We start from the raw sequence: 14,386 nt of genomic DNA, 5'->3' as shown, positions 1-14,386 counted from the left end.
CAAAGTATATCAACTACCTACATTATTATTTTTCCTCGAGGTGTTCTATGAACAAGTACTTTAAACGGTATGTAGTCGATGCGTTCGGCGGAATGTCGCTCGGCCTTTTTTCCACGCTCATCATCGGATTGATTATTAAGCAGATCGGCGGATTCTTTCCGTCCGCAGTCGGTTCGGGGGGCGCAGGAGGTGCGAGCGTCTATGCATCTCTTGTGTATGCGGGAAGATTTTTTATGCTCACGGGGCAGGTGCTCACCGTACTCACCGGAGCCGGAATCGCGTGCGGAGTTGCGCATTCGCTCGGTGCGCCGAAGCTTGCTTTGTACGGAAGCATCCTCACCGGCACGATCGGTGCGTATTCCGTAAAATGCGCCGCCTATTTGAGCGCCGGGCAGGCGGCCTTTATCGCGGAAAACGGAAGCGTGCTTTTGGCGGGACCGGGAGATCCGCTTTCAGCTTTCGCTGCGGCTTTAGTCGGCGCCGAATGCGGAAGGCTCGTCGCGGGAAAGACTAAAATCGATATCGTCGTCGTACCCGCCGTTACGGTTATTACCGGCGGCGCCGCCGCATTGCTCTTCGGGCCCGCCCTTGCATCCGCATCGGCAGCTCTCGGAAGCGGCATACAGAAGGCGACCGAACTCGAACCGTTTTGGATGGGCATTGTGCTCTCGGTCGTCATGGGGATGATTTTGACGCTGCCCATAAGCTCCGCGGCTATCGCGATCATACTCGGTATGACGGGGATCGCGGGAGGAGCTGCGACTGCCGGCTGCTGCGCGCAGATGATAGGCTTTGCCGTCATCAGCTTCCGCGACAACGGCTTTAACGGTTTTTTCGCGCAGGGACTCGGAACGTCTATGCTGCAGATTCCGAACATCTGCAAAAACCCTTTTATATGGATCCCGCCGACTCTCGCTTCGGCGATCACCGGCCCCCTAGCGTCGTGCCTCTTTAAGATGCGCACGCTTCCTGCGGGAGCGGGTATGGGGACGAGCGGACTTGTCGGGCCGATTATGACGTTTCAAGCGATGCAGGGAGCGGAGAGCGCCCCTCTTATCATCCTAAAGATAATCGCAGTCGATGTGATTCTTCCTGCCGTACTCGCATACGTTTTTTATGCGGTACTCCGCGCCCGGGCTTTGATCCGCGACGGGGATATGAAACTCGACGCATAGCGGAAATCCGTACGATGGTGTGCGGTTCATCCGCGTCCGCGGCACGCGCCGGAGGACATCCGTACGGAAGACATAAAGAAGCGAATATGCTAAAATAGATCATTCTGTCATATCCGGTTGGAGGATCATAATGACCAGTTTCGGTATGTGGGGCATCATTCCCCCGCTTTTAACAATCGTGCTTGCCTTCGTCACCAAAGACGTGATCGTATCGCTCTTTTTGGGCATTTTGTCGGGCACGCTTATCGTCGCGGGGGGCAATCCCGCCCTTGCGCTCATGCATCTCACCGATGCGCTCGCTGCTTCTCTCGCCGACGGATGGAATATCCGCATTTTCCTTTTTTGCGCGCTCCTCGGAGGCCTTGTCGGTATGCTTTCGAAAACGGGAGCTGCAGGCGCCTTCGGCAGATGGGCGTCGCTGAAATTGAAGACGGGCAAAGGATCGCTTCTCATGTCGTTTATCTTCGGATTGATAATTTTTATCGACGATTATTTCAATTCGCTTACCGTCGGTACGATCATGCGCCCGATCTGCGATAAGACGAAAGTCGCGCGCGCAAAACTTGCCTACGTGCTCGATTCGACCGCCGCTCCCGTGTGCATCATCGCGCCGATTTCAAGCTGGGTCGTTACCGTCATGTCGATCGTAAAGGGTGCGGAAGGCTTCGATGCGATGCACATGACGCCGTTCGAATTTTTTATCCGCTCCATACCGTACAACCTGTATGCGCTCGGTACGCTCGTTTTCGTACTCGTCATCATTTTAACAAAACGCGATTTCGGCCCGATGAAGTCTTCCGAAGCGCGCGCGGCACAGGGAAAACTCTTTTATGAAAGAAAGTACGGAGCGGTTGCGGGCGAAGTCGAAAACACCGTAAACGATTCGGCAAAGCCTGCCGACATGCTTTTTCCGATCATCGTTCTCATTGCGACGGCGCTGATCTTTTTTCCGGTGACGACGTGGATGAGCGCGGTCGACGGAAAATCGATTATGTCCTTTGCCGATGCCGCGAAAACGATCCCGCTCGGAGACGCATTCAAAGATACCGACGCATCGGTCGCGCTTTTTTATGCAATCATCTTTACGATCTTCGCTACGTATATTTATTATATTGCAAGAAAATTGTTGAACTTGAGCGGAGCGGGTGAAGCGCTCCGTGACGGCATCAAATCGATGATACCGGCGCTGATCATTTTGTCGATGGCGTGGACGATCGGAACGATCATCAAATCTTCGCCGTCGGACGGAGGACTCGGACTCGGCGTCTACCTTTCGGAAATCGTCGTGAAGCAGCGCTTTCCGCTCGAACTCATTCCCGTCATCGTCTTTGCGCTTTCGGCTCTCATTTCGTTTGCGACCGGCACGAGCTGGGGCACGTTCGGCATTATGATTCCGCTTGTCATGCCGATCGCGACGGGACTTGCGCAGGCGAAGGGCTTGCCGCAAGAGGCATTCGTCAACGCGTGCATGATCTGTATTGCTGCCGTCGTCGGAGGCGCCGTATTCGGCGATCACGCATCTCCCATTTCCGATACGACAATCCTTTCGTCTACGGGAGCGGGCTGTCCGCACCTCGAACACGTTGCAACCCAGATGCCGTACGCGGTGTTTATCGCGCTTTGTTCGGCGATCGGTTTTATCGCAGGCGGTTTTTCGGAAAATATAATTGCCGCGTGGCTTTCGTTCGCGCTTGTCCTCGTTATCGGCATCGTGTTTTTGCCCAAAACGGTAAAATCGAAAGCGGACTGAAAACGACCGGCGTGCTTTTCCGTGTAAGCGATACGAGTGCGGCGGACGTTTATGCGGTTTTTACGGCGCCGAGCACTTTTCCGATCGAATCACGGATGACGAGCGTTGCGATCGCATCGCCTCCCGTCGCGGTTTTATTGATAACGACGAGTTTGTTTCCGCGGTAATAGTTTACGAGACTTGCCGCGGGGTAGACGACGAGAGAGGTGCCGCCGATGATGAGCATGTCCGCATCCCGTATCGCGCGGACTGCGCCTTCGATGCAGGCTCCGTCGAGACCTTCTTCGTAGAGCACGACATCGGGCTTAACGATGCCGCCGCACTTTGTGCAGTGCGGTATGCCGTCGGGAGTGTTCGCGCTTTCGGCGATAAAATCGATATCGTAGGGAGCGCCGCATTTCATACAGTAATTGCGCAGCGTGCTTCCGTGCAGTTCGAATACGTTTTTACTTCCCGCCGCCTGATGCAGTCCGTCGATGTTTTGCGTAACGACGGCGGTGAGCTTTCCCGCCTTTTCGAGTTCCGCAAGTTTTTTGTGCGCCGCGTTCGGCTTTACGCCTTTGACGATGAGCTTTTCGCGGTAAAAGCGGTAAAACTCCGCGGGGTTCGCGTCGAAAAAACTCCTGCTGAGCATCTGCTCGGGAGGATAGTTCCATTGTTGGTGATACAGACCGTCCGTACTTCTGAAGTCGGGGATACCGCTTTCCGTCGAAACGCCCGCTCCGCCGAAAAATACGATGGAGCGGCTTTCGTCTATCATGCGCTGCAGTTTTGCAATCGCTTTATCGAAATCGTTATCGTTCATAGCTTACAGTATAGCGTGTTTTCGGCTCGGCGTCAGTTCCGTCTTGTAGGGGCAGGACGACACCCCCGTTCAGGGCAGGGGTTTCTTCCTGCCCCTACGACCCCATCCTTCTTCCTCGCACTGCTTAGGGCTCCGCCCTAAGAACCCTAAAGAGCGGGAGGCGTTTATGGAAGCTTCGGGCGGAATGACCGCCGGAAGACGCGGGTAAACCGTAAGAAGAGCGGCGCGTGTAACCGGGCGGTTTAACTTTTGAGTGTCTTTTTCACCTCCTTATGTATCGGTTTCCGAGGTACGCAAACGCGCATCCCGTGCTCGTTGCAATTAACATGAGAAAGTATAAAACGTTTTTCCGTTATAATGAAAGTTACTTTCTTATTTGGATTTTTGTTTATAAAGTGAATAGTTTCCCTCTTTGCTTCCACAACGCAACCGTATCGAGGAGGTTATTTATGCGCTTTATACGGAAAAGATACTGTATTTCGGCGGCAGTCATAGTTGCGGCTGTCATTTTTACCGCATGCGCCGATCCGTCGACGAATTCATATACCCCGCATTTCGATGCCTCATCCGGCATAGGCGATGTCGGCGGCATCAGCTTTAAGATGATCAAAATAGCCGCCGTAAAAAACGGCAGCGTTGGGAATGACTCGGAAACGACAAATCCGGTGCACAAAGTGAATCTGCGCTCGTACATGATCGGAGAAACCGAAGTTACGCAAGAGCTGTGGCAGGCGGTCATGGGAACGAATCCGAGCAACTCCATTAAGCCCGCCGCTTCCGGCGAAGTGCAGAGCAAGCGTCCGGTAGAAGAAGTGAACTGGTTCGATGCGATAGCGTTTTGCAACGAACTCACCAAAAGAGTATACGGATCGGATAGAGAATGCGTCTATCATCTCAAAGGCTCGCCTTCCGTCATTTATGCGCCCCATCATGCGCCGAAAAGGGGAGAGTACGCAAAGTATATGCCCGAACAGGACATGAGCAAAAAAGGTTTCCGCCTGCCGACCGAAGCCGAATGGGAATGGGCGGCGAAGGGCGGACAGGATTTCAAATGGGCGGGAACCGGCAACAAAGATCAGCTCAAACACTATGCGTGGTACGGATATATTTACGATGAAGACCAGGAAGGCGGAGAAGCCGGCGGTAAAACGCATCAGGTAAAATTGAAACGGCCGAACGGCTACGGCCTGTACGATATGAGCACGGAAATCAATTTTCAAGCCCCCTATTTAAAAAGTCGATAAAATGCTAAAGTAAGAGCATGAGGTGGGAAACATTAGAAGATGCACTTGCAGTGCTTGAGACGGAACGGGAATACGACGGGTATTTTTGCAGCGTACAAGATGCGGTTATCATCGTGATTTTGGGAAGCCTGTGCGATTTGCAAAGCGTAAAGAAAATCCACGAATGGGCAACAACCGAACATGTCAGAAAGTTTCTGGAAGAAACCTTCGGGATCAAACGGATACCGTGCTATTGGTGGCTGTTAAGCCTGCTTGCAATCATACGTCCGGAATCATTGAATGAGTGTATGAAACAATGGGTTGCTTCGGTTGTACCGGATCTTGCAGCAAAACTTGAGACGGAAGAGGAAGAACAAAGCAAGAAGAAAAAGAAGCAGCCGTTGACGATAGCCATAGACGGAAAAGCTATCCGTTCAACGGGAAAGATGAAAAAATACGACAATCCCTTGCATATCATCAGTGCACAGATCGGAGAATTGGGATTGACACTTGCCCAGAGAACAGTCGAATCAAAGAGTAATGAGATTCCGGCTGTACCGGAATTGATAAAAGAGCTTGAAATTAAGGGCTGTATGGTGGTTGCAGACGCAATGAACTGTCAAATAGAGACTGCCGAAGCGATAATTGGGGCGGAAGCGGATTATTTGTTAAGCGCGAAGGGCAATCAGGAAGCACTTATGAACGATATCGCGGAGTATGTTCAGGATACGAAGCTGAGAGCGAAGATGGACAGCATCACGCGAACGGAAAAGGGACATGGTCGGAAGGAAAGGCGCAGTGCGTATACGAGTACAGATGTTTCATGGCAGCCGGGCGGCAGAATATGGCCGGAACTCAAATGCATTGGAGCACTTCATACGCGATTTGAGACGAGCAAAGGCGTGACGGAAGAATGGCATTATTATATTTCAAGCAAAGCGTTACGAGCGGAAGAGCTGCTCCATCATGCAAGAAAGGAATGGTCGGTAGAAACGATGCATTGGCTGTTGGATGTACATTTTGACGAGGACAGATGCAGGGTGCAGAGTAAGAACATACAGCAGAATCTCAATATGCTGCACAAATGTGCGCTTAACATAATCCGCATACACAAGCGGGAGACACAATCGAAGCTGCCGTTGAACGGTATTATGTTCCGTGCTCTTATGAATCCTCAAGCATTATTACCGCTTTTGGGCAAAACTTGATTTCCGTGCGATATGAGCGGCAACGTATTCGAATGGTGTTGGGACCGATATGAGGATGACGATAGTATTCCCGATCCGGTACCGCTCGATTACGCGGGCGAGACGGGAAGTACCGATGACCGCCGCGTTCTACGCAGCGGCGGTTTGTGTTACGGCCCGAAAGAAGCGGCTTGTGCGTTCCGCACTCGGCGAGGTCCCGATTATTGGACATTCGATACGGGTTTGCGCTTGGTGTGCCGCCCTTGACGCGGGTTTCACACGGTGATGACGGCATCGCTACGATGCGGCTCGGAACCCTTGCCGCTATCCGAGCATCGATTCGTTAAAGTCTTCGGGCGCTCCTTCCCATTTTTTTTTGCCGTTTTCCATTACGATAACAGTGTCCGCGACGGCTTTCGCTTCGGCTATGTCGTGCGTAACGAAGATGCCGGTAAAGCCTTCTTTCTTTTGGCTTTTGCGGATATCGGATGCGAGTTTTTTCCGAAGCGGCGCGTCGAGCGATGAAAGCGGCTCGTCGAAGAGGACGAGGGGCGGCTTTACGATGAGCGTCCGCGCGAGCGATACGCGCTGGGCTTCGCCGCCGGAAAGCGTTTCGGACATGCGTTTTCCGAAGCCTGCGAGCGCGAATTCCGCAATATATTTTTCGGCTTCCGCTTCGGCTTCTTTTTTACCCATACCGCGGCTCCGAAGTCCGTATGCGACGTTTTCCGCAACGGTCAAATGCGAAAAAAGCGCGGGGCTTTGAAAGACCATGCCGATCCCGCGTTTTCCGGGTGCGGTCTTTGTTATTGTTTTTCCGTCGAGCCTTACGGTGCATTCTTTTCCGTCGTTCCGCCTGTTCGGCTCTTCGAGTCCCGCGATGAGGCGGAGTACGGTCGACTTTCCGCTTCCGCTTTTTCCGACGATGACGGTCATCGTTCCCTTCGCCGCCGTAAATGAAAAGTCGACGGTAACCGAATCCCATACGCGATAGAGATTGTCCGCGCAAAAATAATTATCCATAGAGCGATCCGAAATTATTGATTTTATTGCCTAATGCAAAGACAAGAGCGCATAGAGCGCAGAGGATCGTGCCGCAAATGCACGCGTCGGAAAATCGGTATGCGGACGCGAGCCGGTACGTATACAGCGACAAAGTGTCGAAGCGCGGTACGGAAAGAACGAGCGGAAGAGCGGTGTCTCCCATACTTACGGCAAAGCAAAAACCGAATGCCGAAACGATTCCTCTTTTTGCCGACGGGATCATGATGCGGAATATCATGTCGGGTGCGACCGGTGAAAGCATGCGGCCTGCGTCGATCGCCGCCTGCGGTACGGCGCACAGCGATGCGTAGATTTGCCGGAACGCGAGCGGCCACGCGAGGGCGGTTTCGGCTAAAACGAGCGTCGCTATGGAAGCGCGGCGCACGGCGATAGTCATACCGACTCCCATGACGACCGAAGAAAGCGCCATCGGAAGCATGGGGAGCGTTTTGAGTATTTCGGATTTTCCGAGCGGATCGCGGAGGCGGATATATGCCGCGTACGTGAATCCCGCAGCGACGCATAAAAGGGCGGTGCAGGGGGCGGTCATACACGTGCCGAAAAGCGCGCTTTTGAATCCTTTCGAAGTTATAATTTTAATAAACGATAGGATTCCGCCCTTTGCCGAAAATCCTCCTGCTGCTATCCCCGCAAGCGGTGCGAGAAAAAAAAACGCTACGAGGACGGCGATGACTGCGGCAAAGGCGTATTCGATTATTTTCGTACGCTTTTCTTCATAAGGCGCGCAGCCTATCGGAGGCGCGTCTTTTTTTTCAGTACGTTCAGGGGTTTCCGTTCGGGCAGCGCCTTTGCGTGCGCCGTAGATAAAGAGTACCGTCATGGCGCACAGCGTTTCGATGAGCGCAAGAGCGGCCGCCGTTCTGAAGTCGAGGGAAGCGCGCGCGGCCCGGTATATTTCCGTTTCGAGCGTCGAAGAACCCGGGCTTCCGAACAGGAGTACGATCATAAAGCTGAAAAAACAGTAGAGAAATACGGGAACGCAGGCTGCCGCTATCGCGGGGGAAAGTTCGTGCAGCGTTACGGTAAAAAAGATGCGCCTCTCGTTTGCTCCGAGCATGCGCGCGGCATCGCGTTTTACGAGCGAAAGGGCTTCCCAAGAAGATGAAACGACTGCGGTGACGAGCGGAAAATTGTAAAAGCCCTGTACGATGACGATGCCCGCCGTCGAATAGAGGAACGGGAGCGGCGCATTTTTCAAATGAAAGATTTTTATTAAAATTGAATTGAGCGTACCGTTGATGCCGAATACGGCGACAAAGCCGAGCGCGATGATCAGCGACGGTACACACAGCGGGACGGCGGAAAGCGAAAGGATAAAGCGCTTTCCCGGAAAGCTTCTGTTTGCGGTAAAAAAAGCCGCGCCGATGCCGACCGCCGCCGCCGTCAGCGTGGAAAAAAACGCGATAGCGAGGGTACGGAGCGCCGTACGGGCTATATACCCGCCTGCGATGCGCGCGCTTTCGGTTTTTACAAAGAGCGGTGAAAAAGAAGCGGCGAGGGGGACGGCAAAGGCTCCGATTATTAAAATGAAAAGCGCCGAAGCGAGTATGCATACTCCGTATTCGACGCTTCCGGTGCGGCTCTTTGTCATTTGCCGAGCGCTTCGATGATGTGCGGTACGGCTTTTTCGACTGCAAGCGCGTCGTATGTAAGCGTTTTCGATTCCGGAGGCGTTGCGAGCGCATAGCATTCGGGAAGAACGACGGTTTTATTTGCAGGGTACATCCACTGCGTGAGCGGTATCGCGTTTTGCGCTTCGTTTCCGATGAGGTAGGCGATAAACGCTTTCGCACCTTCCGCATTCGGCGCGCCTTTTACGATACCCGCGCCTTCGATCTGTTCGACGTGCCCTTCGTCAAAGACGAGCGCCCGATAACGGTCCGTTTTGTCGGCATAGACGTGATAGGCGGGACTCGTCACGTAGCTTACGACGAGCGGCGCTTCCCCCTTTGTGAAAAGACCGTAACCGCTGCTCCAGCCGGACGCCATCGTCAGTACGGATGGTTTGAGTTCCTGCCAATAGCGTTCGTAATCGCTTCCGAATACGGCGAGCGTCCATGCGGCAAAGCCCAGTCCCGGCGTACTCGTTCTCGGATCCATGAGGATGAGTTTTTTTGCGTATTCGCTCTTTGTTAAATCTTTAAGGCTCTTCGGCGCGGGCGTATTCGACTGCGTGTCGTAGATGATCGCGAATTTGCTCCAGTCGTAGGGTGTAAGGAGCCAGTTGCCGCCCAATCCGTCGGAAAGCTCCGAGGGGATGAGGTCGTCCGCGCCTTCGGGCTTAAAAGGCGTGAGGACGTTTTCTTTTTTCGCTTTATGTATTAAATTGTTGTCGATGCCGAGGAGCACGTCCGCCTGCACTTTGTTTTTTTCGAGGACGGCTTTCGAAAGGATCTGCGCCCCGTCTCCGCAGTTTACGTATACGGCGGAAAAGCCCGTCGCTTTTTCAAAGCCGCTTGCGATCGCGCTTCCGGGGCCCCATTCGCTCATAAAGGAGTCGTAAGTGTAGATGACGACTTCCTTTTTTTGTGCATTCTGCGCGACAGTTTTTTTACTGCACGCAGCCGATACGAAAAGATTGGTAAAAAATAAAATTGAAAGAATAAAACGATGAGCGTTCATAGTCTTCCTCCGCCGGCATTATCCGGATCAGGTTGGAATACCGTACGGTATTCTGCGGGTATAATCTCAGGTCGCGGCACTGCCGTTTCCACCCCGGTTACGGCGTCAGTATAGTAAAAGATTTTTTTTGCGTCAAGACTAGGGTTTTGTGATTAGGGTTTTGTGTGACATTTTGCAAAAAATGCGCGGGCTTGGGCGCACGCGTTAGGCGCCGGAGCAACGCGAAGCGGTCGCCGGAGCGAAGTATACGAGCGAGGCGGCTGGAGCGGAAGCGGAATTGCGCAGGCACCGGCGGGCGAAGCCCGCAACGCCCTATTTCCGAATTTTAATAATTAATAATTACGGCCCATACGCGATTCGAACGCGTTACCTATTGCTTAGGAGGCAATCGCTCTATCCAGGTGAGCTAATGGACCAAATCTATTTTTTGCGCGTCTGCAAGAGATGCGTTATTTTCCGAAATCGTAATAGACGCCGCGCTTTGTGAATCCCGCAAAGCCGTCTTTTTTCGCGTCGTACTGATCGACGTTGTCGCCGTAGTGGCACAAAAGCATTTTCTTTTTCATGTCGGCCGGAAGCGTTTTCAAGTCTTCGTAATACGCGTGTACTCCTCCGGGGAAAAATTGACAATCGTGAAAGATGTATTCGACATCGTACGAACCGCACATCCAGTCGAGGAGCTCCCTGTCGAACTGCGTGTCGCCCGGAAAGAGGATGCGGTCGTCGATCAGCACGCCGACGGAATAAAAAGACGTACGCCATGAACCGGTTTTGTCCGGGATGTGATGTGTGCGGTAGAGTTTGATATTGATGGAGCCGACGTTCGCTTCGTAGAGCGGGCGCGGGAGGCGCGCGATTTGACGCGGCGTTATCTGGTCGAAATAATCTTCAAAGGTCATAAAGGCGCCGTCGGTGTATTCGCCGTATGCGCAGCCGCCTTTGAGCGATTGGTTCCATAAAATTTTTTTATATTGATCGGTGATGACCATCTTCGGACGGATCTTCGTCGTGTAGCGGCCGACGAGCGCCACTTCTTCGAGCCCGCCTATGTGATCCGCGTGCGAATGCGTGATGAGCAAATTTCTTACGGACGCGATGGACGAATGATAGGTGTACATCGCGTAGGGACAGACGGCTCCGCAGTCGACGAGCACGTGATCTTTGCCTTTTATGATCAGCACGTTGTTTTGAAAATACTTTTTCGCAAAGGCGCTTCCCGTCCCGATAAAAAAGAAGCGGAGGCTGCCGTCGCTCGTAAATTCGATTGTCTGCTCAAGCTTTTTGATTTTCACGATAGACCTCATATCTTCATATTATACACGGTAAACGAAATAAAAACAATTTGTCCGCCGAAAAATTATTTACGCGGAAAATTCAACACATTCGGCAGTTCGTACACGTCCGAAACGCCGTCGACGAGGATTCCTCCCATGCCCAGGTCAAGCGGCAGAACGATATCGATGTCGTAGCGGTCTCCGACGCTGAGGCATTCTTCGATTGCCGCCTCCGTTTTGCGTGCGGCTTCTTCGAAGGGTTCCCGCGCGGGTTTCGATTTTCCGAACGTATCGAGTCCGATGACGTAAGCGATGCAGTCTTCGACGCCGAGTACGGAAAGCGTTTTACGTCCGACACTTACGGGATTGTTCGTAACGCAGACGAGCGCGTACGATTTTTTAAGCGTCTGCAAAACGGCGATGAGCTTTTCGTCGCGCGATAAAAAATCTGCCGGTTCGATGAGCTCGTTCCGCCATACGACGGTCGTTTCGATCGGAATGCCGAGCGCGGCTAACGTATTGCTTTCGCTGATTTTTTTCCCGCCGTGCGTTTTCGACCATTCGCTTCGGTAATCGTCGAACATCGTCCGGGCTTCTCTTTCGGATATGCCGCGCACGTTGGCGAAGCGGCGGAGCTGGACTTCGCTTTGGTGAGATACGTACGCTTCGTTCGTATACAGCGTCGAATCGATGTCGAAAACGATCGTCTTGAGTTTTTTCGGCACGCGATATATTTTCATAAGGCGTTCCGCGGCTTGTATGTTTTAATAATTTTTACGAGGGAAGAAGCGGCTTCTTCAAGCGATCCGTATACGCCCAATCCCGTAAAGGCGGCCGCCGCATCTCCTATAAGCTCGGCGTCGGGGCACGCGGTGAGCGCAAGCGGAATACGGGCGTAATCGCATTTCATCTGCATCCATTGTTCGTTTTTCGTCTGGCCGCCGGTTACGACGACGGGAAGACGAACACGGATATTGTTTTTTTCGGCTGCCGCGAGCAGGGCGGAAAACGACCGATGTAAATTTTCTGCGATGAGCGAGAGGATTTCGAAACCGTCGCTTTCGGGGTGTTCGAGGCAATAGGCGATGAGCTCTTCGTATGAAAACTCTCTTTCCATGATCGCTTCGACGATCGTCTTATAGTTGACGAACATACGCCCGCTTTCGGTTTGCAGCATGGACGCGTTCCAAAGGCCCGGTATGACGGACGGCAGGGAGCGGACTCTCTCTTCGTGCAGCGGAAAGGGCGTACAGATATTGATGCCTTCGCTTGAACCTGCGCGGTCGTATATTTTCCCGACGGAGAGGGTATTCGTTCCGATCATCGCGGCGATAAAATCCGGTCCCCCGCAAAAAACGCGTACCGGTTTTTTTAAGCCGAGGGAGGCCGTCGCCTCTTCGTTCGTCGCACCCGCATCGCTTGCGAGCGGAACGTAGGGCGGGAGTTTGCCTTCGGGTACGGATGCCGCCTCGAGCTGTTCGCGCGTCCAATATGCGCTCTCGTAGCGCGCTTCCGGTAAAATCGTCAAGCTTGCCCCGGTGAGTTTATGAATGAGGTATTCCGGCCCTGAATAGATATACGGGGAAGCGTTCCATTCGGCGGGAAAGAGTTCGCGAAACGCCGCTATGCGCGGGATAAAAAGCGAATGTGCGGCGAGCGTTCCCGCGATCGGTGCGGGCTTTATGTCCGCATTCCACAAGAGCGTCGTTCCGTCTTCGGAAACGATCGTCGGTCCGTTTCCGGAAATGCCGATCGCCGCTATATCGTCTTCGCCCGCCGCATCGATGAGTTTTTTTACCGCGCTGCACAGAGCGGTAAACCATTTTTGCGCGATATACCGTTCATCCGGCTTTTCAAACGATTCTTTTGCAAATGCTTTGACTTTGCCCTCATCATCGATCAGTGCGGCTTTCAGCGATGTCGTTCCGATGTCGGCCGAGAGTACGGTCTTTTTCGTCATGTTTTCGGCTGCAGCGGCTGCGTCTGCTTTTCCATCTTTTCGATGAGCGTGCGGTTTTCGAGCAGACTGCTCAGCGATTGGTTATAGTGAACGCGCATGATGACGTTTGCAAAGAGGCCGCTCACGCTCGTGTTGATATACCATTCACGTTTACACAGCGCTTCGTGATAGACGGCGTTCGTTCCGATGATGCGGTAAAAAAGCCCCTGCCGGTACGCTTCGTCGAAGAGATCGATCGCGTTGCCGGTAAAGAAGGGCAGGCTGATCGCGGCGATTACTTTCGTCGCACCCTGTTCTTTCAAAAAGGCCATCGCTTTTAAAAGCGTGCCGCCGGTACCGAGCATATCGTCGGCGAGAAAAGCGGCTTTGCCGTGTACGTCGCCGAGCAGTTTTATCGATTTGATGTTCGTGTTTTTTGCGTTTTGTGTGACGATCGAATAATCGCGCTCTTTGTAGATCATCGCGAGCGGCAGCTTCAATCCGACCGCGTAGAATTTGTTTCTGTCGATGGCACCGGTGTCGGGAGACACGACGACCAAATCCTCCGTTTTGCCGGTCAAGTCGACGATCTTGCTCAGTTCTCGGATGATTTGATAGCTTGCGTGCAGGTTTTCGAGATTGAGGGAACTGAACGCGTTGACGATTTCCCTCGAATGAATGTCAAGCGTGATGATCCGCGATACGCCGAGCCATTCGTAGATGTGGCCGAGCATACTTGCAGTCAAGCCTTCACGTCCCTTTTTTTTGTGCTGGCGGCTGTAGGGGTAGGCGGGTACGACGAGCGTGATGGCCGCAGCTCCCGCCTGCCTGACCGCATCGATCGTTACGAGCATGGACATGACGTGGTCGTTGACGGAAAGGACGGCTTTGTTCGCGCCGTCGTTCAGCGAAAGCTCTTCGTGATTTTCTATGTCCTGGAAGATATAGACGTCTTTTCCGCGTATCGATTCGAGCAGTTCGGTTTTGAATTCGCCGTTTGCAAAAAACGTAAAGCGCGCGGGAATTTTAAAAGACGGCGCGCGGTATTTCGTCACATCGCCTTTGATGTAAAGTTCGGGAGCGTCGATATCGTTTTCGAAATTGATTTTTTTGACGAGATCGTCTTTGTTCATCTCGTAGCGTTTTGAAATAACATCATTTTTAAGCGTAAAACGATGCTTGTACATGTGCTTCAGATGCGTAATCACTTCGTCGGCGAAACGTTCTCCGCCCGGACATGCAACGACGGCCAGGTTCATCGGTTCGGAATACGGCATGATTCAAGACCCCTCTTTCGCGATTTCGCGCGTCGTTTTCATAGTATCATTTTTTTTGCGATGTGACAA

At 52.8% G+C, this 14,386-nt stretch carries 13 protein-coding genes and 1 tRNA gene; 5 read left to right on the top strand and 9 right to left on the bottom strand.

Annotated elements, in window-relative coordinates; translation table 11 throughout:
- Positions 1-47 precede the first annotated feature (47 nt).
- Positions 48-1,175: a PTS sugar transporter subunit IIC gene (locus HRI97_RS09775; protein WP_253725265.1), complete on the top strand. Its 1,128-nt coding sequence runs from the start codon at positions 48-50 to the stop codon at positions 1,173-1,175.
- Between the two features lie 130 nt (positions 1,176-1,305).
- Positions 1,306-2,925 carry a Na+/H+ antiporter NhaC family protein gene (locus tag HRI97_RS09770; RefSeq protein ID WP_253725264.1) on the top strand — a complete coding sequence of 540 codons (1,620 nt, stop codon included), beginning with the start codon at positions 1,306-1,308 and terminating at the stop codon, positions 2,923-2,925.
- Between the two features lie 49 nt (positions 2,926-2,974).
- Here the strand turns inward: HRI97_RS09770 and HRI97_RS09765 are convergent, their stop codons facing one another.
- Positions 2,975-3,730: an NAD-dependent protein deacylase gene (locus tag HRI97_RS09765; RefSeq protein WP_253725263.1), complete on the bottom strand. Its 756-nt coding sequence runs from the start codon at positions 3,728-3,730 to the stop codon at positions 2,975-2,977.
- Positions 3,731-4,179: 449 nt separating this feature from the next.
- Here HRI97_RS09765 and HRI97_RS09760 point away from each other — a divergent pair, with 449 nt between their 5' ends.
- From HRI97_RS09760 to HRI97_RS09750, 3 genes are read left to right on the top strand one after another with little or no spacing between them, the layout of a single operon-like run.
- Positions 4,180-4,974, top strand: a complete 795-nt coding sequence (locus HRI97_RS09760; protein ID WP_253725262.1) for a formylglycine-generating enzyme family protein — start codon at positions 4,180-4,182, stop codon at positions 4,972-4,974.
- A 17-nt stretch (positions 4,975-4,991) separates the two neighbouring features.
- A complete protein-coding gene (locus HRI97_RS09755) occupies positions 4,992-6,161 on the top strand; it encodes an ISAs1 family transposase (RefSeq protein ID WP_253725261.1) in 1,170 nt (389 codons plus the stop codon).
- Positions 6,162-6,173: 12 nt separating this feature from the next.
- Positions 6,174-6,407 carry an SUMF1/EgtB/PvdO family nonheme iron enzyme gene (locus tag HRI97_RS09750; protein ID WP_253725260.1) on the top strand — a complete coding sequence of 78 codons (234 nt, stop codon included), beginning with the start codon at positions 6,174-6,176 and terminating at the stop codon, positions 6,405-6,407.
- Positions 6,408-6,464: 57 nt separating this feature from the next.
- Here the strand turns inward: HRI97_RS09750 and HRI97_RS09745 are convergent, their stop codons facing one another.
- The 8 genes from HRI97_RS09745 to prs all read right to left on the bottom strand — a co-directional run bounded on the left by HRI97_RS09745 (position 6,465) and on the right by prs (position 14,317).
- Positions 6,465-7,163, bottom strand: coding sequence for an ABC transporter ATP-binding protein (locus HRI97_RS09745; RefSeq protein WP_253725259.1), 699 nt, complete (start codon positions 7,161-7,163; stop codon positions 6,465-6,467).
- A complete protein-coding gene (locus HRI97_RS09740; RefSeq protein ID WP_253725258.1) occupies positions 7,156-8,796 on the bottom strand; it encodes an ABC transporter permease in 1,641 nt (546 codons plus the stop codon). Before HRI97_RS09740 ends, HRI97_RS09745 begins: the two co-directional genes overlap by 8 nt.
- Positions 8,793-9,827 (bottom strand): thiamine ABC transporter substrate-binding protein, encoded by a 1,035-nt coding sequence (locus HRI97_RS09735; RefSeq protein WP_253725257.1) that lies wholly within the window; start codon positions 9,825-9,827, stop codon positions 8,793-8,795. Before HRI97_RS09735 ends, HRI97_RS09740 begins: the two co-directional genes overlap by 4 nt.
- A 342-nt stretch (positions 9,828-10,169) precedes the next feature.
- Positions 10,170-10,243 (bottom strand) — tRNA-Arg (locus tag HRI97_RS09730).
- Positions 10,244-10,276: 33 nt separating this feature from the next.
- The gene (locus HRI97_RS09725; RefSeq protein ID WP_252722131.1) at positions 10,277-11,131 is read right to left on the bottom strand and encodes an MBL fold metallo-hydrolase; all 855 of its coding nucleotides are present in this window, start codon (positions 11,129-11,131) and stop codon (positions 10,277-10,279) included.
- Positions 11,132-11,184: 53 nt separating this feature from the next.
- On the bottom strand, positions 11,185-11,841 hold the full coding sequence (locus HRI97_RS09720) for an HAD family hydrolase (RefSeq protein WP_253725256.1): 657 nt from the start codon (positions 11,839-11,841) through the stop codon (positions 11,185-11,187).
- Positions 11,838-13,061, bottom strand: coding sequence for a xylulokinase (locus HRI97_RS09715; RefSeq protein WP_253725255.1), 1,224 nt, complete (start codon positions 13,059-13,061; stop codon positions 11,838-11,840). The genes HRI97_RS09720 and HRI97_RS09715 overlap by 4 nt, the downstream gene beginning before the upstream one ends.
- Positions 13,058-14,317: a ribose-phosphate diphosphokinase gene (gene prs, locus HRI97_RS09710; protein ID WP_180486800.1), complete on the bottom strand. Its 1,260-nt coding sequence runs from the start codon at positions 14,315-14,317 to the stop codon at positions 13,058-13,060. Before prs ends, HRI97_RS09715 begins: the two co-directional genes overlap by 4 nt.
- Between the last annotated feature and the right edge of the window lie 69 nt (positions 14,318-14,386).

The organism is Treponema socranskii subsp. buccale, from assembly GCF_024181585.1.
Taxonomy (GTDB): Bacteria; Spirochaetota; Spirochaetia; order Treponematales; family Treponemataceae; genus Treponema_D; species Treponema_D buccale.
Note: the sequence above shows the minus strand (reverse complement) of the source record. Positions and strands in the feature narration are given on the sequence as shown.

What these genes read in the sequence shown, in the direction of transcription:
- HRI97_RS09775 (WP_253725265.1), top strand. Translation starts at nt 48, where the DNA reads ATGAACAAGTACTTTAAACGGTATGTAGTCGATGCGTTCGGCGGAATG.
- HRI97_RS09770 (WP_253725264.1), top strand. Translation starts at nt 1,306, where the DNA reads ATGACCAGTTTCGGTATGTGGGGCATCATTCCCCCGCTTTTAACAATC.
- HRI97_RS09765 (WP_253725263.1), bottom strand. Translation starts at nt 3,730, where the DNA reads ATGAACGATAACGATTTCGATAAAGCGATTGCAAAACTGCAGCGCATG.
- HRI97_RS09760 (WP_253725262.1), top strand. Translation starts at nt 4,180, where the DNA reads ATGCGCTTTATACGGAAAAGATACTGTATTTCGGCGGCAGTCATAGTT.
- HRI97_RS09755 (WP_253725261.1), top strand. Translation starts at nt 4,992, where the DNA reads ATGAGGTGGGAAACATTAGAAGATGCACTTGCAGTGCTTGAGACGGAA.
- HRI97_RS09750 (WP_253725260.1), top strand. Translation starts at nt 6,174, where the DNA reads ATGAGCGGCAACGTATTCGAATGGTGTTGGGACCGATATGAGGATGAC.
- HRI97_RS09745 (WP_253725259.1), bottom strand. Translation starts at nt 7,163, where the DNA reads ATGGATAATTATTTTTGCGCGGACAATCTCTATCGCGTATGGGATTCG.
- HRI97_RS09740 (WP_253725258.1), bottom strand. Translation starts at nt 8,796, where the DNA reads ATGACAAAGAGCCGCACCGGAAGCGTCGAATACGGAGTATGCATACTC.
- HRI97_RS09735 (WP_253725257.1), bottom strand. Translation starts at nt 9,827, where the DNA reads ATGAACGCTCATCGTTTTATTCTTTCAATTTTATTTTTTACCAATCTT.
- HRI97_RS09725 (WP_252722131.1), bottom strand. Translation starts at nt 11,131, where the DNA reads ATGAGGTCTATCGTGAAAATCAAAAAGCTTGAGCAGACAATCGAATTT.
- HRI97_RS09720 (WP_253725256.1), bottom strand. Translation starts at nt 11,841, where the DNA reads ATGAAAATATATCGCGTGCCGAAAAAACTCAAGACGATCGTTTTCGAC.
- HRI97_RS09715 (WP_253725255.1), bottom strand. Translation starts at nt 13,061, where the DNA reads ATGACGAAAAAGACCGTACTCTCGGCCGACATCGGAACGACATCGCTG.
- prs (WP_180486800.1), bottom strand. Translation starts at nt 14,317, where the DNA reads ATGCCGTATTCCGAACCGATGAACCTGGCCGTCGTTGCATGTCCGGGC.